This is a genomic window from Azohydromonas aeria (assembly GCF_009760915.1).
In the GTDB taxonomy this organism is placed as follows: Bacteria; Pseudomonadota; Gammaproteobacteria; order Burkholderiales; family Burkholderiaceae_C; genus Azohydromonas; species Azohydromonas aeria.
Map to the genome: position 1 here is coordinate 1 of NZ_VIDQ01000020.1, position 22,951 is coordinate 22,951.

21 protein-coding genes, 1 pseudogene and 1 riboswitch are annotated in these 22,951 nt (G+C 72.9%); of the genes and pseudogenes, 16 read left to right on the plus strand and 6 right to left on the minus strand.

Annotation, left to right across the window (positions count from 1 at the left end; genetic code table 11):
• Nucleotides 1-401: pseudogene (locus FJ694_RS13880) on the plus strand (4-hydroxyphenylpyruvate dioxygenase); the annotation flags it as partial.
• A 342-nt stretch (nucleotides 402-743) separates the two neighbouring features.
• On the opposite strand, the gene FJ694_RS13885 reads toward FJ694_RS13880, so the two are convergent.
• Nucleotides 744-1,781: a methyltransferase gene (locus FJ694_RS13885; protein ID WP_198320829.1), complete on the minus strand. Its 1,038-nt coding sequence runs from the start codon at nucleotides 1,779-1,781 to the stop codon at nucleotides 744-746.
• Nucleotides 1,782-2,027: 246 nt separating this feature from the next.
• Here FJ694_RS13885 and FJ694_RS13890 point away from each other — a divergent pair, with 246 nt between their 5' ends.
• The 6 genes from FJ694_RS13890 to FJ694_RS13915 all read left to right on the plus strand — a co-directional run bounded on the left by FJ694_RS13890 (nucleotide 2,028) and on the right by FJ694_RS13915 (nucleotide 7,288).
• Nucleotides 2,028-3,167, plus strand: a complete 1,140-nt coding sequence (locus tag FJ694_RS13890; RefSeq protein ID WP_157267842.1) for a metallophosphoesterase — start codon at nucleotides 2,028-2,030, stop codon at nucleotides 3,165-3,167.
• Between the two features lie 118 nt (nucleotides 3,168-3,285).
• Nucleotides 3,286-3,393, plus strand: a riboswitch (SAM-I-IV-variant riboswitch).
• 144 nt (nucleotides 3,394-3,537) lie between these two features.
• Nucleotides 3,538-3,828, plus strand: coding sequence for a hypothetical protein (locus FJ694_RS13895; RefSeq protein ID WP_157267843.1), 291 nt, complete (start codon nucleotides 3,538-3,540; stop codon nucleotides 3,826-3,828).
• 18 nt (nucleotides 3,829-3,846) lie between these two features.
• Complete coding sequence (locus tag FJ694_RS13900; protein WP_157267844.1) at nucleotides 3,847-5,424, plus strand: sensor histidine kinase; 1,578 nt, start codon at nucleotides 3,847-3,849, stop codon at nucleotides 5,422-5,424.
• Complete coding sequence (locus FJ694_RS13905; protein WP_157267845.1) at nucleotides 5,421-6,044, plus strand: response regulator transcription factor; 624 nt, start codon at nucleotides 5,421-5,423, stop codon at nucleotides 6,042-6,044. The genes FJ694_RS13900 and FJ694_RS13905 overlap by 4 nt, the downstream gene beginning before the upstream one ends.
• A gap of 107 nt (nucleotides 6,045-6,151) precedes the next feature.
• On the plus strand, nucleotides 6,152-6,670 hold the full coding sequence (locus FJ694_RS13910; protein ID WP_157267846.1) for a GlcG/HbpS family heme-binding protein: 519 nt from the start codon (nucleotides 6,152-6,154) through the stop codon (nucleotides 6,668-6,670).
• A 120-nt stretch (nucleotides 6,671-6,790) separates the two neighbouring features.
• Nucleotides 6,791-7,288, plus strand: coding sequence for a hypothetical protein (locus tag FJ694_RS13915; protein ID WP_157267847.1), 498 nt, complete (start codon nucleotides 6,791-6,793; stop codon nucleotides 7,286-7,288).
• Nucleotides 7,289-7,326: 38 nt separating this feature from the next.
• Here the strand turns inward: FJ694_RS13915 and FJ694_RS13920 are convergent, their stop codons facing one another.
• Both FJ694_RS13920 and FJ694_RS37100 read right to left on the minus strand, forming a co-directional pair.
• On the minus strand, nucleotides 7,327-7,704 hold the full coding sequence (locus FJ694_RS13920) for a GNAT family N-acetyltransferase (RefSeq protein ID WP_375140214.1): 378 nt from the start codon (nucleotides 7,702-7,704) through the stop codon (nucleotides 7,327-7,329).
• Between the two features lie 4 nt (nucleotides 7,705-7,708).
• Nucleotides 7,709-7,987, minus strand: coding sequence for a hypothetical protein (locus FJ694_RS37100; RefSeq protein WP_232540032.1), 279 nt, complete (start codon nucleotides 7,985-7,987; stop codon nucleotides 7,709-7,711).
• On the opposite strand from FJ694_RS37100, the gene FJ694_RS13925 reads away from it, so the two are divergent.
• Complete coding sequence (locus FJ694_RS13925; RefSeq protein ID WP_232540031.1) at nucleotides 7,919-9,592, plus strand: fatty acyl-AMP ligase; 1,674 nt, start codon at nucleotides 7,919-7,921, stop codon at nucleotides 9,590-9,592. The two genes, FJ694_RS37100 and FJ694_RS13925, sit on opposite strands and share 69 nt — an antisense overlap.
• Nucleotides 9,593-9,606: 14 nt before the next feature.
• Here FJ694_RS13925 and FJ694_RS13930 read toward each other — a convergent pair whose 3' ends face one another.
• Nucleotides 9,607-11,514, minus strand: coding sequence for an ATP-binding protein (locus FJ694_RS13930; protein ID WP_157267850.1), 1,908 nt, complete (start codon nucleotides 11,512-11,514; stop codon nucleotides 9,607-9,609).
• Nucleotides 11,515-11,771: 257 nt separating this feature from the next.
• On the opposite strand from FJ694_RS13930, the gene FJ694_RS13935 reads away from it, so the two are divergent.
• Nucleotides 11,772-13,598, plus strand: a complete 1,827-nt coding sequence (locus FJ694_RS13935) for an amidohydrolase (RefSeq protein ID WP_157267851.1) — start codon at nucleotides 11,772-11,774, stop codon at nucleotides 13,596-13,598.
• A 34-nt stretch (nucleotides 13,599-13,632) separates the two neighbouring features.
• Here the strand turns inward: FJ694_RS13935 and FJ694_RS13940 are convergent, their stop codons facing one another.
• Complete coding sequence (locus tag FJ694_RS13940; protein WP_157267852.1) at nucleotides 13,633-13,785, minus strand: hypothetical protein; 153 nt, start codon at nucleotides 13,783-13,785, stop codon at nucleotides 13,633-13,635.
• Between the two features lie 466 nt (nucleotides 13,786-14,251).
• On the opposite strand from FJ694_RS13940, the gene FJ694_RS13945 reads away from it, so the two are divergent.
• The 6 genes from FJ694_RS13945 to pgi all read left to right on the plus strand — a co-directional run bounded on the left by FJ694_RS13945 (nucleotide 14,252) and on the right by pgi (nucleotide 21,343).
• Nucleotides 14,252-14,722, plus strand: coding sequence for a hemerythrin domain-containing protein (locus tag FJ694_RS13945; protein ID WP_157267853.1), 471 nt, complete (start codon nucleotides 14,252-14,254; stop codon nucleotides 14,720-14,722).
• Between the two features lie 182 nt (nucleotides 14,723-14,904).
• Nucleotides 14,905-15,096 (plus strand): hypothetical protein, encoded by a 192-nt coding sequence (locus FJ694_RS13950; protein WP_157267854.1) that lies wholly within the window; start codon nucleotides 14,905-14,907, stop codon nucleotides 15,094-15,096.
• Nucleotides 15,097-15,586: 490 nt separating this feature from the next.
• The gene (gene zwf, locus FJ694_RS13955) at nucleotides 15,587-17,065 is read left to right on the plus strand and encodes a glucose-6-phosphate dehydrogenase (protein WP_157267855.1); all 1,479 of its coding nucleotides are present in this window, start codon (nucleotides 15,587-15,589) and stop codon (nucleotides 17,063-17,065) included.
• The gene (locus tag FJ694_RS13960) at nucleotides 17,065-17,961 is read left to right on the plus strand and encodes an SMP-30/gluconolactonase/LRE family protein (protein ID WP_157267856.1); all 897 of its coding nucleotides are present in this window, start codon (nucleotides 17,065-17,067) and stop codon (nucleotides 17,959-17,961) included. The genes zwf and FJ694_RS13960 overlap by 1 nt, the downstream gene beginning before the upstream one ends.
• 138 nt (nucleotides 17,962-18,099) lie before the next feature.
• On the plus strand, nucleotides 18,100-19,725 hold the full coding sequence (locus FJ694_RS13965; RefSeq protein WP_157267857.1) for an NADP-dependent glyceraldehyde-3-phosphate dehydrogenase: 1,626 nt from the start codon (nucleotides 18,100-18,102) through the stop codon (nucleotides 19,723-19,725).
• Nucleotides 19,726-19,753: 28 nt separating this feature from the next.
• Nucleotides 19,754-21,343, plus strand: coding sequence for a glucose-6-phosphate isomerase (gene pgi / locus FJ694_RS13970; RefSeq protein ID WP_157267858.1), 1,590 nt, complete (start codon nucleotides 19,754-19,756; stop codon nucleotides 21,341-21,343).
• Between the two features lie 78 nt (nucleotides 21,344-21,421).
• On the opposite strand, the gene FJ694_RS13975 is transcribed toward pgi, so the two are convergent.
• A complete protein-coding gene (locus FJ694_RS13975; protein ID WP_157267859.1) occupies nucleotides 21,422-22,426 on the minus strand; it encodes an aldo/keto reductase in 1,005 nt (334 codons plus the stop codon).
• A 195-nt stretch (nucleotides 22,427-22,621) separates the two neighbouring features.
• Between FJ694_RS13975 and FJ694_RS13980 the strand changes: the two genes are divergently transcribed.
• Nucleotides 22,622-22,930: a BON domain-containing protein gene (locus FJ694_RS13980; protein WP_157267860.1), complete on the plus strand. Its 309-nt coding sequence runs from the start codon at nucleotides 22,622-22,624 to the stop codon at nucleotides 22,928-22,930.
• Nucleotides 22,931-22,951 lie beyond the last annotated feature (21 nt).

The following is a 22,951-nucleotide window of genomic DNA, read 5'->3' on the forward strand; positions in this document are numbered from 1 at the left end:
TCGAGGAGTTCCTGATGGCCTTCAACGGCGAGGGCATCCAGCACGTGGCGCTGCTCACCGACGACATCTTCGACTCGGTGGACAAGCTGCAGCTGGCCGGCATCCCGGTCATGACCGCGCCCAACGACATCTACTACGAGATGCTCGAAGAGCGGCTGCCCAACCACGGCCAGCCGGTCGAGGAGCTCAAGGCGCGCGGCATCCTGCTCGACGGCAGCACGAAGGACGGCTCGCGCCGGCTGCTGCTGCAGATCTTCTCGCAGGCGCTGTTCGGGCCGGTGTTCTTCGAGTTCATCCAGCGCAAGGGCGACGACGGCTTCGGGGAGGGCAACTTCAAGGCGCTGTTCGAGTCGATGGAGCGCGACCAGGTCCGCCGCGGCGTGCTGGGCACCCCGGCCTGAACGCGACGGCCGGCGGCGGCCATCACCGGCGCACGGTCCGCAACAACATACCCGGGTCAGCCGAGTGCCGAGACGAACAGGACCGCCGTCCTGTCCGCGAGGCGCTGTGAGGGAGTTGCAGGGACGATCAGGTGCAGGTAAGGCGTCTCCACCAGTTGTTCTGGTGGGACAGATGCATCGGGTATGTTGTATGAGGCCTTTCCGGCACCCTCGTTCCCGTCCGTCGCGGACCGTGCCGCACCGTCGTCACACCCGCTTTCGCGGGCATGGCGAACGAATGCTGCGGCATCGGTCCGCAACAGGCTCAGGCATGTGCTGCCAGCCTGGCCCGGCGCGGGGGTGCTACTTCCAGGCCACCGCGGCGCGGCCCGGGCCGGCCAGCGGGATGATTTCCGCGCGCCTGAAGCCGACCTCGCGCGCCCAGCCGGTGAAGTCGGCGCCGGTGTAGTCGAAGGCGTCGCCGAACTCGATGAGCATGTTCAGCGACATCAGCAGCGCGAAGGCGTTCTCGCGGCGGTCGTCGTCGATGAGGTTGTCCACGGCGATGAGGCAGCCGCCTTCGGGCAGCGCGTCGAAGGCCTTGCGCATGAGCTGCAGCTTCCGCTCCAGGTTCCAGTCGTGCAGGATCATGCCCATCGTGATCACGTCGGCGCGCGGGAACGGGTCGGCGAAGAAGTCCAGCGGTTGCGCCCGCACCCGCTCCGACATGCCGCGGCGCTCGATCTGGCGCTCGGCGATGGCCGTGACCTTGGGCAGGTCCAGCGAGGTGCAGCGCAGGTGCGGATGCCGCGCCGCGACGATGCACGACAGCTGCCCGGTGGCGCCGCCGATGTCGGCCAGCGTGGCGTGGCGCGAGAAGTCGAACTTCTCGGCCAGCAAGGTGAAATTGCCCGCCGAGATGCCGCTCATGGCGGCCATGAACTGCTCCAGCCGCGCCGGGTCCTCGTAGAGCTTGGCGAACATCGGCTCGCCGCTGTGCTTGATCTCGTTTTGCGGCCGGCCGCTGCGCAGCGCCTCGGTGAGGTCGGCCCAGAACGGGTACAGCCGCGCGTTGGCCATCTCCAGGATGCCGCCGACGTAGGCCGGCGAGTTGCGGTCGAGGAACAGCTGCGTCTCGGCCGTGTTGCTGTAGGCGGCCTGCTCGCCGCTGCCCTCGCGCCGCAGGAAGCCCAGCGCCAGCAGCGTGTCGAGGAAGTCGGGCACGGCACGCGGGTGCAGGCGCAACCGCTGGCGCAGCTGCTCGCCGGTGAGCGGGCCGTCGGCCAGCACCGTGAAGACGCGCAGCTCCACCGCCGACAGCAGCGCCTTGGAGCCCCAGAAGGCCATGCCGGTCTGCAGGATGCGGTCGGGCGTCAGGGATGCAGTCATCGTCTCGTTCATGGGCTCGCTCCTTGGTCGGTCAGGGGTGGGGGTCCGGGGCTGCCGCGCCGCGCGCGGCGGCGTCAGCGGGGCGGCGGCAGTGTCGGCCGCGTGCCGGCCCTCGCGCATCGTTCCAAGGGCGGCCGCGGCGGCGCCCGCAGGGTGGGACCGCGGCTTGCCGTAGCCCCCGCCTGCGCCGTGCCGCGCCTGCGCCGCGCCCGCAGCGACGGCCCTGCGCACAATGGCCCCGCACTTCCCCGCCACGCCGTGCTCAGACGACTCCTGACCCCCTTTTTCCTGACGCTGCACGCCATCGTGCTGCTCGGCTACGCCTACCTGGCATGGCGGCTGTGCTCGACGCCGGCGCAGCGCCTGCTGCTGCTGATCCCCGCGCTGCTGGTCTGGGTGGTGCCGGTGGTGTACTGGGCCGGCGAGCGCGAGAGCGCCGGTCCGGCCGACGAGGCGCTGCACGCCGCGAGCTACCTGTGCATGGGCTGGCTCAACTTCCTGCTGCTGTGCACGCTCGCGCGCGACTTGTTGCTCGGCCTGGGCTGGCTGGCCGGGGCGGCGGCGCTGCGGGACGCGGTCGCCAACGAGGGCGTGCCGGTGGTCTTCGCCGCCTCGCTGCTGGCGCTGGCGGCGGGGTTGCTGTTCGCGCTGCGCGGCCCGCGGCTCAAGCGCGTGGACATTCCCGTGGCCGGGCTGCACCCGGCGCTGGAGGGCTTTCGCATCGTGCAGATCAGCGATCTGCACGTGGGCCCGACCATCGGCCGGCGCTACGTGCGCCGCGTGGTCGAGCAGAGCAACGCGCTGCGGCCGGACCTGGTCGTGCTCACTGGCGACATCGTGGACGGCTCGCCGGCCCGGCTCGCGCCGCACGTCGCGCCGCTGGGCGGGCTCACCGCCGCGGACGGCGCCGTGTTCATCCTCGGCAACCACGACTGCTACTCCGGCGCGCGGCGCTGGATCGCGCATTTCCGCGCGCTGGGCCTGCGCGTGCTGCTCAACGAGCACCTGGTGCTGCGCCGCGGCGACGCGGTGCTGGTGGTCGGCGGCGTGGTCGATCCGGCGCTGCGCCTGTCCGAGCCGCGGCAGGTGCCGCGCCCGGACCTCGCCGCCGCCCCGGGCAGCGATGCCGCGCTGCGCATCCTGCTCGCGCACAACCCGGCGCTGGCGCCGCTGGGAGAGAAGGCCGGCTTCGACGTGCAGCTCTCCGGCCACACCCACGCCGGGCAGTTCTTCCCCTGGACGCTGGCCGTGCGCGCAGTGCACGCGCCGCACGTGGCGGGCTTGTCGCGGCTGAACCGGATGTGGGTCTACGTCAGCGCCGGCACCGGCTCCTGGGGCCCGCCGGTGCGCTTCGGCACCGTCACCGAACTGACGCTGCTGCGCCTGGTGCGCGGCTGATCGATCCGCCGCAGGGCGCCGGGGCGCCACCGGGCCGATGCGCGCGCATCGAGTGTGCGCAGGGCTGCGCGATGACGAGCGGGCGAGCCCAGGGCACCGCTGGCGCTGTGCTAACCTTTGCGCACATTCCGAGTTGGGCCGACGCCCACGCCAACCTGCCCGCCCGGGCAAGGTGGACCGCGCAAGCGAATGCGGCCTCGACACCGAGGCAACCCAAGCGGGCAGCGCGACGTCGGCCCTCCCAACCCGGAGGGCTTTTTCGTTTCGGGGCCAGGGCCGGCCGACCCATCGCGGTGAACGGCCCGGGGGGATTTGATCCGGATTGCCGCCCCCGACACCGTGTCGAATGCGGCTAAACAGGAGGAAGGCCATGTCTTCGACCACCACCACGCCGGTGCGCAGCGCGCCGGCCCTGCGCTGCCTGCTGGCCGAGTCGGGCAGCTACCGCGAGCAGCTCACCATCGCACCGCTGGACGGCCAGCCCGGCCGCTTCGACGTGCGCGTGACCAGCTGGCTGGAAAGTGCCCGCGACCCGCTGCTGGCGCACCACAGGCGCTTCCGCACCACGCTGGACCGCGCGGCGCTGCAGCGGCTGCACCAGGCCCTGGGCGCGCTGCTCGAAGGCGGCAGCGCTGACATCGACACCGGCCCGGCGGCCTGAGCACCGCGCGCCGCCGGCATGCGCAGGCTTGATGCCGCCCGCCTGAGCCGGCTGCTGGTCCACGGCGTGATCGCGCTGGTCGGCGCGGCGGTGCTGGTGCGGCTCGACATTGCCGAGCGGCGCGAGGCCTTCCAGGCCGATGCCCGCATCGCGCACCGGCTGCTGAGCCAGCGCGCCGCCGAGAACGACGCCATCCTGGCCACCCTGGCGCTGCTGGCACCCACCGCCGCGCCGCCGGCACTGCAGGCCGCGGCGCGACGTCTGCCAGGGCTGTATCCGCAGGTCGTGGCGGCGCAGGTGCGCGACGGCGCCGAGGCCTGGCCGCACCCGGCGCTGGCCGAGGCCGAGTCCCGCGCCCTGGCGCTGCCGCCGCTCCGGCGCCATGCCGTGGTCGGGTCGCTCGACACCGCGGCCGGGCGCTACGCGCTCGTGCTGCCCGGCGCGGCCGGCGCGTCCGCGGCGCCGGGTGCCTTCGCCCTGCACATCGACCTGCACCGCATGGCCACGCCGGAGGGCTGGCCGCTGCCGCGCGATGGCCCGGCGCGCGCGACGCTGGTCCTCGGCGCGGACACGGTGCTGCTCGCGCCGGGGGCGGAGGCCGCGGCCGCGGCCGCGCCGGCCGGGCTGACGGCGGGTTTCACGTTCAGCAAGGTGCTGGCCACGCCCAGCCAACCCTTCGAGCTGCGCGTGCAGCGCCGCACCGGTCCGGCCGACTGGCCCTGGGTCGCGCTGTCGGCCTGGCTGCTGGGCAACGCCCTGGTGGCGACGCTGCTGGCCGCGTGGCGCCGGGCCCGGCGCGAGCGCGAACGCGCCGCCGAGCTGACGCGGCTGTCCCAGGTGTCGCGCCTGAACCTGATGGGCGAGCTGGCCGCCGGCATGGCGCACGAGCTCAACCAGCCGCTGACCGCCGTGCTGGCCGGCACCCAGACAGCGCAGCGCGTGCTGGGCCCCGCGGGCCAGGCGCTGGACGAGGACGCGGAGCTCGACACCGCGCGCAGCGCCCTGGCGCTGGCCGCCGCGCAGGCGCGCCGCGCCGCCGACGTGCTGGCCCGGCTGCGCCGCCTGGTCGAGCGCCCGCACGGCGGGCAGCCGCGCAGCGCCGTGGACCTGCGCGAGGCCACGACGCGGCTGCTGGCGCTGATGGAGCCGCAGCTGCGCCGGCACGGCATCGCCGTGCAGCTGCTGGGCCAGGCGCCGCCGGTGCGCGCCGACGCGGTGGCGCTGGAGCAGATCCTGCACAACCTGCTCACCAACGCGCTGCAGGCGCTGGAGGCGGCCGACGCGCCGGGCAAGGCCATCACGGTGCGCATCGCCGCGGGCGCGGACCGCGCCGGGATGGCGCGGCTGGAGGTCCGGGACAATGGCCCGGGCATCCCGCCCGACGTGCTGCCGCGCGTGTTCGAGCCCTTCTTCACCCGGCGCGCCGGCGGCCTGGGCCTCGGCCTGCCGCTGTGCGAGACGCTGGCACTGGCCATGGACGGCCGCCTGGGCGCCGCCAACGATCCCGCGGGCGGCGCGCTGTTCACGCTGGAGCTGCCGCTGGCCGATGCCGACACCCCCGCGCACTCCGAACCCGAGCCCCGCCCGACGCCATGAACCCCGTTTCCCCGCTCATTCACCTCGTCGATGACGACGACGGCGTGCGCGCCGCGCTGGCGCTGCTGCTGTCCAGCGTGGGACTGCGCGTGGCGCCCTGGTCCGATCCGCAGGCCTTCCTCGACGGCTTCGACCGCGAGGCCGTCGGCGTGATCGTGCTGGACGTGCGCATGCCCGGCCTCTCCGGCATGACCGTGCTGGAGCTGCTGCGCGCGCAGGGCGCGGACCAGCCCGTGGTCATGCTCACCGGCCATGGCACGGTGGACCTGTGCCGCCGCGCCTTCAAGGGCGGCGCCGCGGAGTTCCTGGAGAAGCCCGTGGACGACGACGCGCTGCTCGAAGCCGTGCACAACGGCGTGCGCGCCCACGTGCACGGCCGCAGCCGCGACGCGGCCAGCCGCGAGGCGCGCGAGCGTTACGAGCTGCTGTCGCCGCGCGAGCGCGAGGTGCTCGCGCTGGTCGTGGAAGGGCTGACCAACAAGGAGATCGCCCGCGCGCTGGGCCTGTCGCCGCGCACGGTCGAAACGCATCGCGCCCACCTCGGCGACAAGCTGCAGGTGCAGACGCTGGCGCAGATGATCCGCCGCTACGCAGCGCTGGTGGAGGAGCGCGCTCCGTAGATCTACGGAGGTGCCGCGCGCGCCGCGCGGATGGTGCGTGCCGGGGGGCTTGCGAAGAATGGCGCCACGGCCCGAGACCGGCCGAGACACCGCACACGGAGAACCCCATGCCCACCGCCCGCACCGCCCGCATCAGCCGCCTTGCCCGCCTTTCCCTCCTGCCGCTCGCGCTGGCCGCGGCCGGGCTGTCGCAGGCGCAAGCCGTGCGCACCGAGCGCAACATGTCGCTGGAGCTGGCCACGCAGCTGGCCGCCGCCACCGTCGCCGCCTGCCAGGGCGCGGGCCATGCCGTCACGGTCACCGTGGTGGACCGCGCCGGCGGCGTGCGCGCCGTGCAGCGCGCCGACAACGCCGGCGCGCACACCGTGGAAGCCAGCCTGCAGAAGGCGTACACCGCCGCGTCGGCCCGCAACAGCACGCTGGCGATGATGGACGCCGCGCAGAAGAACCCCGGCGCCGCCAACCTGGTGCACATCCCCGGCTTCCTGCTGCTGGGCGGCGGCGTGCCGGTGAAGGTGGGCAACGAGGTCATCGGCGCCGTCGGCGTGGGCGGCGCGCCGGGCGGGCACCTCGACGAGCAGTGCGCGCTGTCCGGGCTGGAAAAGGTCAGGCAGCTGCTGGGCTGAGCGGCGGGCCGACAGGGCGCACCGCTTGCTGCGCCCGGGACTGGCGGCAGCCGGCACTGCGTGGCGGCTGCCTGGTGCTTTCACGCCCCGGCACGCGGCCGGGTTCGAAAGGAGTCCGAGATGCAAGCAGCCTCAAGCAAGGTCCGCCTGGCACTGGCGGCGCTGGCGCTGGGCGTGAGCGCCCTGGCACTGGCGCAGTCCGGCGGCGATGCCGGGAGCGGCAGCAGCGGCAACCCCAGCGGCAATGCCACGCCCACCGGCCCGGGCGGCGCCAGCGGCGGCGCGATCATCATGGCGCCCCACGGCGGCTCCGGGCTGGGCGGCACGGGTGCGCCCACGCCTCCCGGCGTCGGCACCCAGCGTGACGTCACCGGCAGCGGCACCGGCTCGGCCATCGACCGCCGCAACGTCGATGGCAGCACCGGCGGCAACGCCGCCGGCAGGGATTCCAGCGGCACCCGGACCGGCCGCGACCAGGCTCCCGCGGGTTCGGGCCCGACAGGCAGCGGCACCGGTGCATCGGGCACCGGGACGGGAACGACCGGCACGACGGGGACGACAGGCACGACGGGCGCGGGCGGCGGCGCCCCGGCGCCGTCCGGCGGCAGCCCGCGCTGAAGCAGCGCGCCCGGGCCGCGCCGGCCCGGGCGCTCCCTTCAGATCCTGTAGGCGCGCCGGCTGTCCTCGCTGACCAGGTCCAGGTGCTCCGGATGGCGCCGGATGTAGCCGGCGATGAAGCTGCACGCCGGAATGGCGCGCAGCCCGCGCTTGCGCACCTCGTCCAGCGCGTAGGCCGCCAGCCGCGAGCCCAGGCCGCGGCCCTCGTACTCGGGCTTGACTTCGGTGTGCGTGAACAGCATCGCGCCTTCGACCAGGTTGTACTCGGCGTGGGCGGCCGCGACGCCGTCGAGCCGCAGCTCGAAGCGGTGCGCCGCGGCGTTGTCGGCCAGGGAAAGCTCGTCCATGGGGGGCCCCGTGATGGTTGGAGCGCCCGAGTGTGGCGCGGGCCGCAGGCGCCACAGGGCCTGCAACATCGCCTTACATTGACGCGCCCCGGTGGATCACTGACCATGGATGCACCAGTTTCCGGCAAATGGCCAGGCGAGGGGATACATGGTGCAAGACATTCACCGGCATCGGCAGGCTGCCGCGGATCAGATCAGGAGCTTGAATGAATTGATGAAATACCGGGCGGCCCACCATGCCCGCCGCAAGGCCTTCATTTTCCTGCGCAATGGGGAAATTGAAATTGCCAGGCTGAGTTTCGGAGACCTGGATTTGAAGGCGCGTTCGATTGCCGCCCAATTGCAGCAGCATTTCGAGCCCGGCGACAAGGTATTGCTGGCCTATACCTCGCACCTCGAATTCGTCGGCGCCTTCTTCGGCTGCCTGTATGCCGGGGTGGTGGCCGTGCCGGTGGCCGCGCCCAGCGGCTCGACCGACCTGGCGCGGCTGGCGGCGCTGGCCCGCGACACCGGCGCCGCCGGGCTGTGCACCGGCCGCGAGGGCTTCAACCTGGAGCACCTGCTGATGTCCGCCCCGGGCCTGCAGCGGCGGCTGCGCTGCGTGGACACCAGCGACGACACCGGGCGGCTGGCCGACCGCTGGATTGAGCCCGCCGTCACCACGGCCAGCCCGGCGCTGCTGCAGTACACCGCCGGCACGGCCGGCGAGCCCAAGGGCGTGCTGCTGAGCCACGGCAACCTGCTGCACAACCAGCGGCTGATCCAGCAAAGCTTCGGCCACTCCAGCCAGACCGTCGGCGTGAGCTGGCTGCCGCTGCACCGGGACATGGGCCTGGTCGGCCACCTGCTGCAACCGCTGTACGTCGGCTGCACCTCGGTGCTGATGTCGCCGGCGGCCTTCCTGGCGCGGCCGCTGCGCTGGCTGCAGGCGATCTCGAAGTACCGGGGCACGACCAGCGGCGGGCCGGCCTTCGCCTACGAGCTGTGCCTCCGGCGCCTGGGCGCCGACCAGCTGATGGACCTGGACCTCGGCAGCTGGAAAACCGCCTTCGTCGGTGCCGGCCCGGTGCCGCCGCAAACGCTGGCGCGCTTCGCCGAGAAGTTCTCGATCTGCCACTTCCGCGCCGACGCCTTCAGGGCCTGCTACGGCTTGACCGAAGCGACGCTGTTCGTCAGCGGCACGGCGCACCGGCAGGCGCCGAACACGCTGCGACTCGATGCCGACGCGCTGCAACTGCACCGGGTACAGCCCGCGGGCGAGGCGACGCAGCGCGTGCGGGAGATCGTGAGCAGCGGCAAGTCGCCCGGCCTGGACCTGCTGATCGTGGACCCGGCCACCCGCCGCCCCTGTCCCGCCGATCGCGTCGGCGAGATCTGGCTGCGGGGCGGCAGCGTCGCGCAGGGCTATTGCAACGTCCCCGCGCCCTCGCAAGCCGCCTTCGGCGCCACGCTGGCCGATACCGATACTGATATCGACACCGATACCGATACCGGCGCCAATATCCCCACCGGCCCTTTCCTGCGCACCGGCGACCTGGGTTTTGTTTGCGGCGGGGAGCTCTACGTCACGGGCACGCTCGACGAGGTGGTGGAAATCGAGGGCCGCCACTATTATCTCCAGGACATCGAGGAATCCGTGCGCGCCAGCCATCCGGCACTCCACGCCGGGGCGGCCGCGGCAATTTACGTTCATTCCGCGAAACCCGGGCAGCGCCTAGTCGTGCTGCAGGAAGTCAAGCACGACGAATTGCAGCGCCTGCCGCGGGCGCAGATATTGAAGGCGGCCCGGAACACGCTGCTGGAGCGCGTCGGCGCCCGGCTGCAGGACATCGTCTTCCTCAGGCACGGCAGCCTGCCGCGCACGGCCAGCGGCCGCATCAACCGCGAGCTGGCCTGGGCCGCCTGCGTGCGCGCCGGGCACGGCGGCGGCGGCGCGGCTCCCATCCGGGCCCGGTGAGCCCCGGCCCGGGCTCAGGCCCGGTGGCCGGCCGCGCCAGCGCGGCGGCGGCGCGCGGGCCGCGGTGCCGTCCAGCGCAGGAGGACGTCCACCAGCGCCTCCAGTTCGACGGGCTTGCCCACGAAATCGTCCATGCCCGCAGCCAGCGCCTGCTCCTGCTGCAGCGGCAGCGCGCCGGCGGTCAGCGCGATCACGGGCAGGTCCGCCAGCGCCGCGTCGGCGCGCAGCCGCCGCGTGGCGCCCAGGCCGTCGAGACCGGGCATCTGCACGTCCATCAGCACCGCGTCGATGCCGCCGCCCGCGCCGCGCAGCCGCTGCAGCGCTTCCTCCCCGTCGCCGGCCGCCAGGCAGACCGCGCCCTCGCTCTCCAGCAACTGGCGCACGACCTCCACGTTGGCCGGGACGTCGTCGGCCACCAGCACGCGCAGGCCCTGCAGCCGCGCCGCGTGGCGGACCGCGGCCGCCGGGCCGGCCCCGGAGCTTTCGACGGGAGCCTGGGCCACGTCGAATGCCAGCCGCAACCAGAACTCGCTGCCCACGCCGGGCTGGCTGTTCACCCCGATCTCGCCGCCCATGAGCCCGGCGAGCTGGCGGCAGATCGCCAGCCCCAGCCCGGTGCCGCCGCCGCGGCGGCCGGCGGACGCGTCGGCCTGTGTGAAGGGCTCGAAGATGCGGTCCAGGTCCTGCGCGGCGATGCCGATGCCGCTGTCGCGCACGGCCAGCCGCAGCTCGACGCGCTCCCGCGTCTGCCGCAGCGTGGCGGCCTCGACGCTCACGCCGCCGCGGTCCGTGAACCGGATGGCATTGCCCACCAGGTTGTAGAGGATCTGCTCCAGGCGCCGCGCGTCGCCGGCCAGCGGCGGCAGGCCCTCGGGCAGCGGCGCCAGCGCCAGGCGCAGCCCCCTGGCCTCGGCCAGCGGGCCCAGCACCTCGACCACGCGCGCCAGCACGTCCTGCAGCCGGAAAGGCCGGTGCTCCAGCCGCAGCCGGCCCGACTCGATGCGCGCCAGGTCCAGTGCGTCGTTGACCAGCGCCAGCAGCGTGGCGCCGGCCGTGCGGATCGCGCCCAGGAACCGGTGCTGCTCCGCGTCCGTGGCGCGGCGCTCCAGCAGCTGCGCGTTGCCCAGGATGGCATTGAGCGGGGTGCGGATCTCGTGGCTCATGCTGGCCAGGAAGCGCGACTTCATCGCGCTGGCCTGCTCGATCTCCCGGGCGGCGCGCTCCAGCTCCCGGTGCCGCGCCTCGGCGCGGGCCAGGTAGCGCTCGTGGACCATGCCCAGGAAGCACAGCGAGCACACCACGATCAGCACCAGGCCCGGCACCAGCGTGAACAGTTGCGCCACCGACACGGCGCCCGGCATGAGGTGGCTCTCATCGACCGCCAGGCCCACGACCACGCGCAGGGCAAAGGCCACCGACAGCGCCGCGTGGCTGAACAGGCTGGCCAGCGCCGAGGGCGAGCGATGGTCGCGCGTGCCGCGCAGCAGCAGCAGCGCCGTGGCGCCCAGCACCACGGCGAAGGCCACCGACATGGCGACGAAGGCCACCTGGCGCGGCAGGCCCAGGCCGAAGCACGCCAGCACGCCGGCGAGGCCGAGCGCCGAGGCGCCCAGCGTCCAGCGCAGCCGCGGCGCCTGGCCGAGCAGCCGCGCATGCGCGACGTGGCCCCAGCAGGCCAGGCCCAGTACCACGGCGTTGGCCACCACGAAGGTGAGCAGCAGCGGCGCCTGACCGCGCAGGAAGAAGAGCAGGAAGGCCGCGCCCGCGGCGGCCATGGCCCGGCTCCAGGCCACCAGCGCGGCGCGGTACGCCGGCATCGCACGCGCGAAGTGCAGGAACACCGTGGTCATCACCAGGCCCAGCACCCCGAGCGAGAACAGCAGCGTGTGGGGGTCCAGCGCGCGGGCTTCTTGAGGGGACATCAACGCAGCTCCAGACTTCGGACACCGTCATTCAACGGCTGCATGTTGCACCCGGACCGCCTTGCGGACGCTGACGGCACGCAACGCGCGCCGCCTTCGCCTCTTGCGCGGGCGCAAGCCGGTTGCTTGCGCACGGTTCGAACATGGTTACGCTCGCGGGCGCAACGGCCCGGCGGTACGGGCTGCCTGGGCCAGCGCTGCAGCGGCTGGCGCTTCGTCCTCACTTCCTTTCAGACCGGAGAACGCCCAGGTGCCTGATGTGCACGCCGCTGTTCCAGGCCCTGGCCGCCCGCGGTGGCGGCACGGCCACCGTCAACCCGGCGCGGCGCGGCCTGCTGCGCGGCGGCGGTCTGTTCACCGGGCTGCTGGCGCTGCAGTCGCTCGTGCCCGCGGCGGCCCGCAGCGCGCCGGCACCGGCCGTGCAGGGCCGCGGCGCGGCGGAGCTGATCTACACCGGCGGCGACATCGTCACCGTCAACGACCGGGCGCCGCGGGCCGAGGCCGTGGCGGTGCGCCGCGGCGTGATCGTGGGCGTGGGCACGCGTGCGCAGGTGGAGCGCGCCTGGAAGGGGTCCGCCACCCGCACCGTGGACCTGGCCGGGCGCACGCTGGTGCCCGGCTTCATCGACGCGCACTCGCACCTGGCGCAGATGGAGACCACCTGGGGCACGCCCAACCTGAACCCGCCGCCGGTGGGCGCCATCCGCTCCATCGAGGACATCGTGGCGGCGATGCGCCGCCACGTGCAGGAGCAGGACATCGCGCCGGGCGAGACGGTGCTGGCCAGCGGCTACGACGACTCGATGCTGGCCGAGCGGCGCCATCCCACCCGCGCCGACCTGGACCGCGTCTCCACCGCGCACCCGGTGCTGGCCGTGCATGCCTCGGGCCACCTGCTGGCCGCCAACAGCCGCGCGCTGGCCGCCGTGGGCTACGGCCGCCACACCCAGGACCCGCCGGGCGGCGTGGTGCGGCGCGGCGCCGACGGCGAGCCCGACGGCGTGGTGGAGGAACTCGCCGCGCTGCCCTTCATGCAGCTGCCCAAGCCGCGCGACATGGAGGCGCGGCTGCGCAACCTGCTGCAGATCCAGGACCACTACGCGGCCCGGGGCACCACCACCGCGCAGGACGGCATCTCGCTGCTGCACGACGTGGCGCTGATGCGCGAGGCGGCCGGGCGCGGTCTGCTCAAGCTGGACCTGGTGGCCTACCCGCGCTGGGACCAGTTCAACGACATGCTCGCCGGCAAGAGCGCGCCGGCAGCGGACGTCGCCGCGCCCGACGGCGGCTACCGCGGCCGCTTCCGCATCGGCGGCATGAAGATCACCTGCGACGGCTCGCCCCAGGGCAAGACGGCGTACCTGAGCCGCCCGTACCTGCACCCGCCGCACGGCCAGGGCGCTGACTACCGCGGCTATCCCGGCGTGCCGCAGGAGGAGCTGGACCGCTGGTTCGACCTGGCCTGGCGCCACGGCCTGCAACTGCTGGTGCACTGCAACGGCGACGCCGCGGCGCAGCAGATGATCGACGCGGCGCGCAAGGCCGTGGCGCGCCACGGCCGCAAGGACCTGCGCCCGGTGATGATCCACGCCCAGTTCATCCGCCACGACCAGGTGGACCAGCTCAAGGCGCTGGGCATCGTGCCGAGCTTCTTCACCGGCCACACCTTCTTCTGGGGCGACTGGCACATCAACGAGACGGTCGGGCGCGAGCGCGCCTTCGGCATGAGCCCGATGGCCTACGCGCTGCGGCAGGGACTGCGCTGCACCAACCACACCGACGCGCCCATCATTCCGGTGGACCACCTGATGGCGATGTGGACCGCGGTCAACCGCGTCAGCCGCTCCGGGGTGGTGGTGGGCCCGGACGAGCGCGTGTCGGCGCTGGACGCGCTCAAGGCCGTGACGCTGCACGCCGCCTGGCAGTACCACGAGGAGCGGCTCAAGGGCTCGATCGAGGCGGGCAAGCTGGCCGACCTGGCCGTGCTCGACCGCAACCCGCTCAAGGTCGATCCCATGGCCATCAAGGACATCCAGGTGCTGCAGACGATCAAGGAAGGCCGCGTGATCCACGACGCGGCCTGAAGGCCCGCAGCGCCCGGGCCGGCCGGCGCGGGTTTCAGGCGCTGCGGTCCCTGCGTGGCGGCTGCGCCGCCGCGCGGGCCCGGGCCTGCCAGGCCAGCCAGGAGCGCAGCGGCCCTTCCAGCGGCAGCCAGATCCCGCGCTGCGTCGCCAGCCGCGGGCCCGGCGCGACGAGGGCTGTCGCGCACACGGTTGACCGTGCACTCAAGTCCGCCCCACAGCTGGAGCGGCGTGTCCTGGAGATGACTCATGGGCGTACGGTTGCGCACGCGACCGGCCCTGGACGGGTCCGGCAGCGGGGCAAGGGTTTCCGGTGGTGGGGATGCCTCCAGGGGCAGCAAGGCACGGCCCCGAAGTGGTCATTGCGGGTCTAGGGCGAAGGCGCGGCGCGCCCGGGCCTTGCCCCGGGCGGCCGGGGTGGAAGGCGCCGCTTCTCCCATCCTTTGCCCACCCATTCCGGGGCAGCGGCTGTGCGGTCTGTCCCACGGAACGGGGATTGCCAATTGATCACGTCAGCCGGGCGGGGTTGCCCGGCGCCCTACCCCTCAATGGAGACCCGCATGGCCCAGCAACAGCAACAGCAACAGCAACAGCAACAGCAACAGCAACAGCAACAGCAACAGCAACAGCAACAGCAACAGCAACAAGGCACGAGCATGGACGCCATCCAGCTCATCCTCCAGGACCATCAGACCGTGAACCGGCTCTTCGAGCAGTTCGAGCAGCAGGGCGACCAGGCCGCCGGTGCGCAGAAGGAACAGCTGGCGCAGCAGATCTGCAAGCTGCTGACGGTGCACACCCAGCTGGAGGAAGAGCTGTTCTACCCGGCCGCGCGCCAGGCCATCGGCGCGCATGACCTGCTCGACGAGGCGACGGTGGAGCACGCGTCGGCACGCGACCTGGTCGAGCAGATCCAGGGCATGGACCCGTCCGAGGATCTCTATGACGCCAAGGTCACGGTGCTGGGCGAGTACGTCCGCCACCACGTCAAGGAAGAGGAGACGGAGCTGATCCCGCTGCTGCAGCAGCAGGGCGGCGGCCTGGACTTCAACCAGCTGGGCCAGCAGATGATGGCCCGGCGCCAGGAGCTCATGGCCGAGCAGGGCGTGCAGGAGCCCACGGCCTGACAAGGGCGACCAACTTGCGGCTCCGCTGCGCTGCGCTGCCGCACGGTGTGTAGAGGGAGGCGGGCCAGGACGCGGTCGCGGCGGCGAGGTGCACGCCCCCGACCGTGTCCTGCGTCCCGCCTCCCCGCCACGGCCTGCCGCTTGCCTTGCAGCGGCTCTGTCCCACACCGCGGAGGTTTCCCATGGACCACTCGTCGCGACCCCGTCCTTCCCGGGCGCACCGCATCGGCCGCCTCGCGCTGCTGCCGGCCGTGGCGCTGGCCGCCGCGCTGCTGAGCGGCTGCGGCCGCCGCGAGACCGCCCCGCCCGGCTCCGAGACGCCGGCCACGCCGGCGTCGGTGCCGGCAGCATCGGCGGCCAGCGCCACGCGTTGACACGGCGCGCCGGGCCCGGGTTTCGATCGGCGAGCCTGGGCGGTCCGGCACGAACCGGAAAGGCAGCGGCGGCAGCGACGCTGCGCTGATGCGGGCAGCGGCGCTGGCCGCGCCCCAGACCCGCGCCCACTTGGCACGCCGGCGCTTTCCCGATGGCGCGCGGCATCCCCCGCAACCATCCGCGGCCAGCTGCGCCGTCCACGATCACGCCTTGCAGGCCCCTGCGCCTGCCCAGTCCGCACCCCACGAGGTACGGCAGCGGGCCCCCACTTACCAATATTAATAAATCATCTTGATTGATTAATGGAAAACCCGCTGGTCGCTTCTCCGGCATGGCGGCAGCATGACGGACGGGCAAAGCGCTTTGGATGCGTCGTTCGACCAGGTTCTCGGGACCGGAGCGCAGGCGCAGCCGGCGAAGCGCGTCGGCGGGTTGCCCTGCGAGCAGGCGCCGACCTGTCCGCCCTGGTCATTGCCTTACGGAGATTCCATGTCCTTCGACCTCGTCCTCATCGGCGGTACCGGCGACCTGGCCTGGCGCAAGCTCATGCCGGCCCTGTTCCAGGCCTGGCGCCATGGCACCTTGCCGGCCGGTGGCCGCATCCTGGCCGTGTCGCGCGAGCCGATGGACGGTGCTGCGTACCGCGTGTGGCTGCAGCAGCGGTTCCAGGACCTGGCGGGGCCGACGCGGCCATCGACCGGGGATTTCGAGCGCTTCGCCGCGCAGGTTCACTACCTGCAGGTGGACCTGGCGCAGGCCGGGCACTACCCGCGGCTGCAGCGCTGGCTCAAGCAGCCCGAGGCGGACGAGGGCCGCGCCGCCGCCGCCGACACCGTGGTCTTCTACCTGGCCACCAGCCCGCACCTGTTCCCGCAGATCTGCGCGCACCTGGGCGCGGCGGGCCTCAACGGCCCCGAGGTGCGCGTGGTGCTGGAAAAGCCCCTCGGGCACGACCTGGAGAGCGCGCGCGCCATCAATGCTGCCGTGGGCGCCGTCTTCAGCGAACGCCAGGCGCTGCGCATTGACCACTACCTGGGCAAGTCGGCGGTGCAGAACCTCACCGCGCTGCGATTTGGCAACGCCCTGTTCGAGCCGCTGTGGCGGCGCGAGAGCATCGCCAGCATCGAGATCACGCTGGCCGAATCGCTGGGCGTGGGCACGCGCGGGGACTTCTACGACCGCACCGGCGCCCTGCGCGACATGATCCAGAACCACGCGCTGCAGCTGCTGACCATGATCGCCATGGAGCCGCCCTCGACCGCGCATGCCGACGCCATCCGCGACGAGAAGCTCAAGGTGCTGCAGGCGCTGAAGCCCTTCGACGCCCAGAGCGCGCGGCGCGACGTGGTGCGCGGCCAGTACCGCGCCGGCGTGTGCGAGGGCCGCGCGGTGCCGGGCTACCTCCAGGAGCCCAGCGTGCCGGCGCACAGCGCGTGCGAAACCTTCGTCGCCTTGCGCACCGAGGTGCGCAACTGGCGCTGGGCCGGCGTGCCCTTCTACCTGCGCACGGGCAAGCGGCTGGCGGCCGGCGCGGCCTACATCGTGGTGAACTTCCGCGCCGTGCCGCACCCGATCTTCACGGGGCCGCATCCGGCCAACCGGCTGGTGATCAAGCTGCAGCCCGAGGACGGTTTGGAACTGCACCTGCTGGCGGCGCAGGGGCATTCGGGCACCGAGGCGCTGGCGCCGGTGAGCCTGGACCTGGACTTCGACAAAGCCTTCTTCGAGAGCCGCGTCGGCGCCTACGAGCGGCTGCTGCTCGAAGCCCTCCATGGCCGGTTGAACCTGTTCGTGCGCAGCGACGAGCAGGAGCAGGCGTGGCGCTGGGTCGAGCCGGTGCTGCAGGCCTGGCGCGAGGACGATGCGGCCGGCCTGGGGCCGCGGCCCTATGCCGCGGGCAGCTGGGGGCCGGCCGCGGCCAGCGCCCTGGTGGCGCGCGACGGCTGCAACTGGGCCGAGGAGCTGTGATGCAGGTCCGCATCACCGGCGCGCCGCGCGCCGAGCTGGGCGAATCGCCCTTCTGGCACCCGCAGCAGCAGTGCCTGTACTACTGCGACATCGCCGGCCGGCGGCTGCTGCGCCACGACCCGCGCAGCGGCGCGTCGGCGCAATGGCAGTTCGACAGCGAGCCCGCCAGCTGCGCCCCGCTGCCCGACGGGCGCCTGCTGCTGGCGATGCGCGACGGCCTCTGGTGCTTCGACCCGGCCGGCGGCGCGCGCCGGCGCCTGGTGGCCGCGCCCTACGACACCGCCACCGAGCGCTTCAACGACGGCAAGTGCGACCCGCAGGGCCGGTTCTGGGTCGGCACGGTCTACGAGCCGCGCGAGCCCGCCCTGGCCGGCCTGTACTGCTGGAGCCAGGGGCAACTGCGGCTGCACGGCAGCGCGGTCGCCACGAGCAACGGATTGGCCTGGAGCCCGGATGGCCGCACCCTGTACTGGAGCGACACCCGGGCGCATCTCATCCGCGCCTTCGACTTCGACCCGGTCCCGGGTGCCATCAGCCGGCCGCGCGTCTTCGCCTCCTTCGAGCCACGCCGGCCCGGCCAGCCCTTGAGCCGGTACGGCGGCAGGCCCGATGGCGCCGCCGTCGATGCCGAGGGCGCGTACTGGGTGGCGATGTACGAGGGCCAGCGCCTGCTGCGGCTGTCACCCGGCGGCCAGGTGCTGCAGGAGGTCGAGCTGCCGGTGCGCTGTCCGACCATGCCCTGCTTCGGCGGGGCTGACCTGCGCACCCTCTACGTCACCACCGCGCGCCATGGCCGGCCCGCCGAGGAACTGCTCGGCCAGCCCGCCGCGGGCCTTGTGCTGGCCCTGGAGACGGCAGTGCCCGGCCTGCCCGTGAGCTTCGCCGGCGTCGCATGACGCCGCGCCCACGGCCGCAGGCCCGGGCCCCCGCGATTCACTGACCCCTGACGCCCTTTCACGCCCTCGACGCAGGACGGCCAGATCCGCGGCCCCCGTCCCGCATCGCCCCGCTGCGGCCGCAACCACCGACCCGCCATGGACAAGACCCCTCTCCAGCAGCTGTTCCCTTCCGTCCGGGAGGTGCCCGAGGCGCACCGCCTGCACGAGCCCATCCACCAGCGCGTCAGCGTCCTCGACGGCGAGCTCGTGCCCTGGAGCGGCGAATGCCGACCCGTGCTCTCGCCCGTGTGCCTGCGCCAGCCCGACGGCAGCGTGCGGCAGGCGGAAATCGGCAGCGTGCCGGTGATGGGCGTGGCACAGAGCGACCAGGCCCTGGCCGCCGCCGTGCGCGCCTGGGACCATGGCCGCGGCGAGTGGCCCACCCTGCGCACCGCGCAGCGCATCACCTGCATGCAGGAGTTCATCGGCCGGATGGCCGCGCAGCGCGAGCTCGTGGTGCGGCTGATCATGTGGGAGATCGGCAAGAGCCTGGCCGATGCGCGCAAGGAATTCGACCGCACCGTCGAGTACGTCGAGGCCACCATCGCCGCGCTCAAGGACCTGGACAACGACGGCTCGCGCTTCGTGCAGGCCGAAGGCTTCGCCGGCCAGATCCGCCGCACCCCGCTGGGCGTGGTGCTGTGCATGGGACCGTACAACTACCCGCTGAACGAAACCTTCGCCACGCTGATCCCGGCGCTGCTCATGGGCAACACGGTGGTGTTCAAGCCGCCGCAGTACGGCACGCTGCTGTTCGCGCCGCTGCTCGAAGCCTTTGCCAGGTCCTTCCCGCCGGGCGTGGTCAACACCATCTACGCGCCGGGTTCGCTGGTGGTGCCGCGGCTGCTGGCCTCGGGCCAGGTCAACGTGCTGGCGCTGATCGGCTCCAGCAGGACTGCCGACCATTTGAAGAAGCAGCACCCCAAGTCCCACCGCCTGCGCGCGGTGCTGGGCCTGGATGCCAAGAACGCGGCCATCGTGCTGCCCGACGCCGACCTGGACCTGGCCGTGCGCGAGTGCGTGGCCGGCGCCCTGTCCTTCAACGGCCAGCGCTGCACGGCGCTGAAGATGCTGCTGGTGCACCGCTCGATCGTGCAGCCCTTCCTGCAGCGGCTCGGCGCGGCCATCGACGCGCTGAAGATCGGCATGCCCTGGGACGAGGGCGTGCAGATCACGCCGCTGCCCGGCCCGCACCGCAGCGCCTACATGGACGAGGCGCTGCGCGACGCGCAGGAGAAGGGTGCGCAAGTGCTCAACGCCGGCGGCGGCGAGGCCTGCGTCACGCTGGTGCGCCCGGCGCTGGTGTACCCGGTGCGCGAAGGCATGAAGCTCTACCGCGAGGAGCAGTTCGGCCCGCTGGTGCCGGTGGCCGACTTCGAGGACGTGGAGGAGGCGCTGCAGTACGTGGTGACGTCCGAGCACGGGCAGCAGGTCAGCCTCTTCGGCAGCGACCCGGCGCAGCTGGGCGCGCTGATCGACCCGCTGGTCAACCAGGTCTGCCGCGTCAACCTCAACGCGCAGTGCCAGCGCGGGCCGGACGTGTTCCCCTTCGCCGGGCGCAAGGACTCGGCCGAGGGGACGCTGTCGGTCACCGACGCGCTGCGCGCCTTCTCGATCCGCTCCATGGTCGCGGCCCGGCAGACCGGGGCCAACACGCGGCTGCTCGACGCCATCGTCGAGCAGCACCACTCGCGCTTCGTGCACACCAGCTTCCTGTTCTGAAATGACCCGCCTCCCGGAGAACCGCCCGATGAACACGCCCCGTTGCGACCGCACCACCGCCTGGGCCGCGCTGCACGACCACTTCGCGACGCGCCTGCGCCGTTTCGACCTGCGCGAGGCCTTCGCCGCCGATCCCGGCCGCTTCGAGCGCCTGGGCGTGCAGGCGCCGGAGGTCTTTGCCGACCTGTCCAAGAACCTCCTCGACGCCGAGAGCCTGCGGTTGCTGCTGCAACTGGCGCGCGAATGCGGCCTGGAGGCGCGACGCGACGCCATGCTGGCCGGCGAGCCGGTCAACGCGACCGAGGGCCGCGCCGTGCTGCACACCGCGCTGCGTGCGCCGCGCGGCCAGGGCCCGTTCAGCGACGAGGTGCACGGCACGCTGGAGGCGATGCTGGCGTATGCGGAAAAGGTCCGGGCCGACGGCCGCATCCGCCACGTGGTGAACATCGGCATTGGCGGCAGCGACCTGGGGCCGCAGATGGTGTTGCCGGCACTGGACGCCTTCGCCCACCCCGACCTGCGCTTGCACTTCGTCAGCAACGTCGACGGCCACGACATCGCCCCGGTGCTGCGGCAGCTCAAGGCCGAGGAGACGCTGTTCATCGTGGCGAGCAAGACCTTCACGACGCAGGAGACGATGGCCAATGCCCAGGCGGCCCGGGACTGGTTCGTGGCGCAGGGCGGCGGCGACGTGGCGCGCCACTTCGCCGCCACCACCACCAACGTGGCGGCCGCGGCGGCGTTCGGCATCACGACCACCTTCGGCTTTCGCGACTGGGTGGGCGGGCGCTACTCGCTGTGGAGCGCCATCGGGCTGCCCATCGCCATCGCGCTGGGCGCGGACCACTTCCGCGCGCTGCTGGCCGGCGCCCACGCCATGGACCGGCATTTCGCCCATGAGCCGCTGGAGCGCAACCTGCCCGTGCTGCTGGGCCTGATCGACGTCTGGTACCGCAATTTCCACGGCTTCGGCAGCCGCAGCGTCGCGCCCTACCACCAGGGGCTCAAGCGCTTGCCCGCGTACCTGCAGCAGCTGGAGATGGAGTCCAACGGCAAGCGCGTGGATGCCACGGGCGAGCCCCTGCCCTTTCACACCAGCCCGGTGGTCTGGGGCGAGCCCGGCACCAACGGCCAGCACGCCTATTTCCAGATGCTGCACCAGGGCACCGAGGTGATCCCGGTCGAATTCATCCTCGTGAAGCGCCCCACGCACGGCCTGCCCGGGCTGCATGCCCAGCTGCTGGCCAACGGGCTGGCGCAGAGCCGTGCACTGATGATCGGCAAGAGCGCGGCGCAGGCGGCCAGCGAGCAGGCGCCCACGGCCTCGCGCACGCTGGATGCGCAGGTGCTGGCCCGTCACCGCGCCTTCCCCGGCAACCGGCCCAGCACCACGCTGCTGCTGGAGCGGCTCACGCCCGCGGCGCTGGGCGCGCTGGTCGCGCTCTACGAGCACCGCGTCTTCACCAGCGGCGCGCTCTGGGGCATCAACAGCTTCGACCAGTGGGGCGTGGAGCTGGGCAAGGCCCTGGCCGGCGACCTGCTGCCGCGCCTGGACAGCGGCGACGCGCAGGGGCTCGACGCCTCGACCGCCGGGCTGCTGGCGAAGCTGCGCGACTGACGCCTCCGGGCGACCGGCGCTGGGAAAGCTTCGGCGCCGTTGCGGCGGCCGCCCACCCGGCGGCCGCCCCTGACTTCGTCAGGCGCTTTCGCCGCGCAGGATGTCCTCGATGAGCCGGAGCTCGCCGGTGCTCGGCGCCGGGTGGGACAGCGCCGCCACGGCCTCGTCGACATGGGCCACGCGGCTGGCGCCGATCAGCACCGAGCTCATGCCCGCGTGGCGCAGCACCCAGGACAGGGCCAGTTGCGCCAGCGACTGCCCGCGCTCGCGGGCCACCGCCGCCAGCCGCCGCACGGTCTCCAGCCGCTCGGCCGTCAGGTGCTCGGCCTTCAGGAACTGGCCGCGGGCGGCGCGCGAGTCGCCGGGAATGTCGCCACCGAGGTAGCGCTCGCTCAGCAGGCCTTGCGCCAGCGGCGAGTAGGCGATGCAGCCGACGCCTTCCTGCGCCAGCACGTCCAGCAAGCCGTCGTGCTCGATGCGGCGATCGAACATGCTGTAGCGCGGCTGGTGGAGCACGCAGGGCGTGCCCAGCCGGCGCAGCAGCGCCGCCGCCTCGCGCAGCAGGCCGGCCGGGTAGTTGGACAGCCCCACGTACAGCGCACGCCCGCTGCGCACCGCGTGGTCCAGCGCGGCCATCGTCTCGGCCAGCGGCGTCTCGGGATCGGGACGGTGGTGGTAGAAGACGTCCACGTGGTCGAGTCCCAGCCGGCGCAGGCTCTGGTCCAGGCTGCCCAGCAGGTGCTTGCGCGAGCCGCCGTCGCCGTAGGGCCCCGGCCCCATCAGGTAACCGGCCTTGGTCGAGATGACCAGCTCGTCGCGGTGCGCGGCCAGATCGCGGCGCAGGATCTCGCCCAGCGTGCGCTCGGCCGAGCCGGGTGGCGGCCCGTAGTTGTTGGCCAGGTCGAAGTGCGCGATGCCGCGGTCGAAGGCGTGCAGCACCAGCTCGCGTGCCGTGCCGAAACGATCCACCTCGCCGAAGTTGTGCCACAGGCCCAGCGAAACCGCGGGCAGCTTCAGGCCGCTGGCGCCGCAGCGGCGGTAGGTCATGGCGTCGTAGCGCGTGGGAGCGGGTGCGTGGTGCATGGGTCGTCTGCTCTCGGGAAATGCCGGCAAAGGCGCCGGGCGGGGACATCCGTGGCGTGCTGCCCACGGTCGGCAGGGAGATGACGCCGGCGGCACGACGCACGCCCCAAGCTGTGCCACGCTTGGCACCCCGACAAAAGGGCGGCTGCTCGCCGACGGAAGTCAATCGTCATCTACCCTGATTTAGGAGCCGGCATGAAGAACTCTTTGAAGACGCTCGCCTCCCTGCTGGCGTTGGGCGCGGCGCTCGGCTGCGGCGCGGCCCGGGCCGCCGCCACCGACGATGGCCAACTCGCGCAACAGGTGCAGCAGGCACTGGATACCGCCCGGCTGCGCCACGCCGACGTGCAGGCCATGGTGGTGGACGGCAAGGTCCGCCTGCGCGGCTGGGTCGACGCGCCCAACGACGTGCTGCAGGCGATGCGCCTCACGGCCGCCGTGCCGGGCGTCGAGCGCGTCACCAGCGAGCTGCGCACCTGGCGCTCCAGCGAGCGCTACTACTGAAGCAGCGGGAGCGGGCGCCAC

What these genes read in the sequence shown, in the direction of transcription:
- FJ694_RS13885 (WP_198320829.1), bottom strand. Translation starts at nt 1,781, where the DNA reads ATGAACGAGACGATGACTGCATCCCTGACGCCCGACCGCATCCTGCAG.
- FJ694_RS13895 (WP_157267843.1), top strand. Translation starts at nt 3,538, where the DNA reads ATGTCTTCGACCACCACCACGCCGGTGCGCAGCGCGCCGGCCCTGCGC.
- FJ694_RS13900 (WP_157267844.1), top strand. Translation starts at nt 3,847, where the DNA reads ATGCGCAGGCTTGATGCCGCCCGCCTGAGCCGGCTGCTGGTCCACGGC.
- FJ694_RS13905 (WP_157267845.1), top strand. Translation starts at nt 5,421, where the DNA reads ATGAACCCCGTTTCCCCGCTCATTCACCTCGTCGATGACGACGACGGC.
- FJ694_RS13910 (WP_157267846.1), top strand. Translation starts at nt 6,152, where the DNA reads ATGCCCACCGCCCGCACCGCCCGCATCAGCCGCCTTGCCCGCCTTTCC.
- FJ694_RS13915 (WP_157267847.1), top strand. Translation starts at nt 6,791, where the DNA reads ATGCAAGCAGCCTCAAGCAAGGTCCGCCTGGCACTGGCGGCGCTGGCG.
- FJ694_RS13920 (WP_375140214.1), bottom strand. Translation starts at nt 7,704, where the DNA reads ATGTTGCAGGCCCTGTGGCGCCTGCGGCCCGCGCCACACTCGGGCGCT.
- FJ694_RS37100 (WP_232540032.1), bottom strand. Translation starts at nt 7,987, where the DNA reads ATGCTGCTGCAATTGGGCGGCAATCGAACGCGCCTTCAAATCCAGGTC.
- FJ694_RS13930 (WP_157267850.1), bottom strand. Translation starts at nt 11,514, where the DNA reads ATGTCCCCTCAAGAAGCCCGCGCGCTGGACCCCCACACGCTGCTGTTC.
- FJ694_RS13935 (WP_157267851.1), top strand. Translation starts at nt 11,772, where the DNA reads ATGTGCACGCCGCTGTTCCAGGCCCTGGCCGCCCGCGGTGGCGGCACG.
- FJ694_RS13945 (WP_157267853.1), top strand. Translation starts at nt 14,252, where the DNA reads ATGGACGCCATCCAGCTCATCCTCCAGGACCATCAGACCGTGAACCGG.
- FJ694_RS13950 (WP_157267854.1), top strand. Translation starts at nt 14,905, where the DNA reads ATGGACCACTCGTCGCGACCCCGTCCTTCCCGGGCGCACCGCATCGGC.
- zwf (WP_157267855.1), top strand. Translation starts at nt 15,587, where the DNA reads ATGTCCTTCGACCTCGTCCTCATCGGCGGTACCGGCGACCTGGCCTGG.
- FJ694_RS13960 (WP_157267856.1), top strand. Translation starts at nt 17,065, where the DNA reads ATGCAGGTCCGCATCACCGGCGCGCCGCGCGCCGAGCTGGGCGAATCG.
- FJ694_RS13965 (WP_157267857.1), top strand. Translation starts at nt 18,100, where the DNA reads ATGGACAAGACCCCTCTCCAGCAGCTGTTCCCTTCCGTCCGGGAGGTG.
- pgi (WP_157267858.1), top strand. Translation starts at nt 19,754, where the DNA reads ATGAACACGCCCCGTTGCGACCGCACCACCGCCTGGGCCGCGCTGCAC.
- FJ694_RS13975 (WP_157267859.1), bottom strand. Translation starts at nt 22,426, where the DNA reads ATGCACCACGCACCCGCTCCCACGCGCTACGACGCCATGACCTACCGC.
- FJ694_RS13980 (WP_157267860.1), top strand. Translation starts at nt 22,622, where the DNA reads ATGAAGAACTCTTTGAAGACGCTCGCCTCCCTGCTGGCGTTGGGCGCG.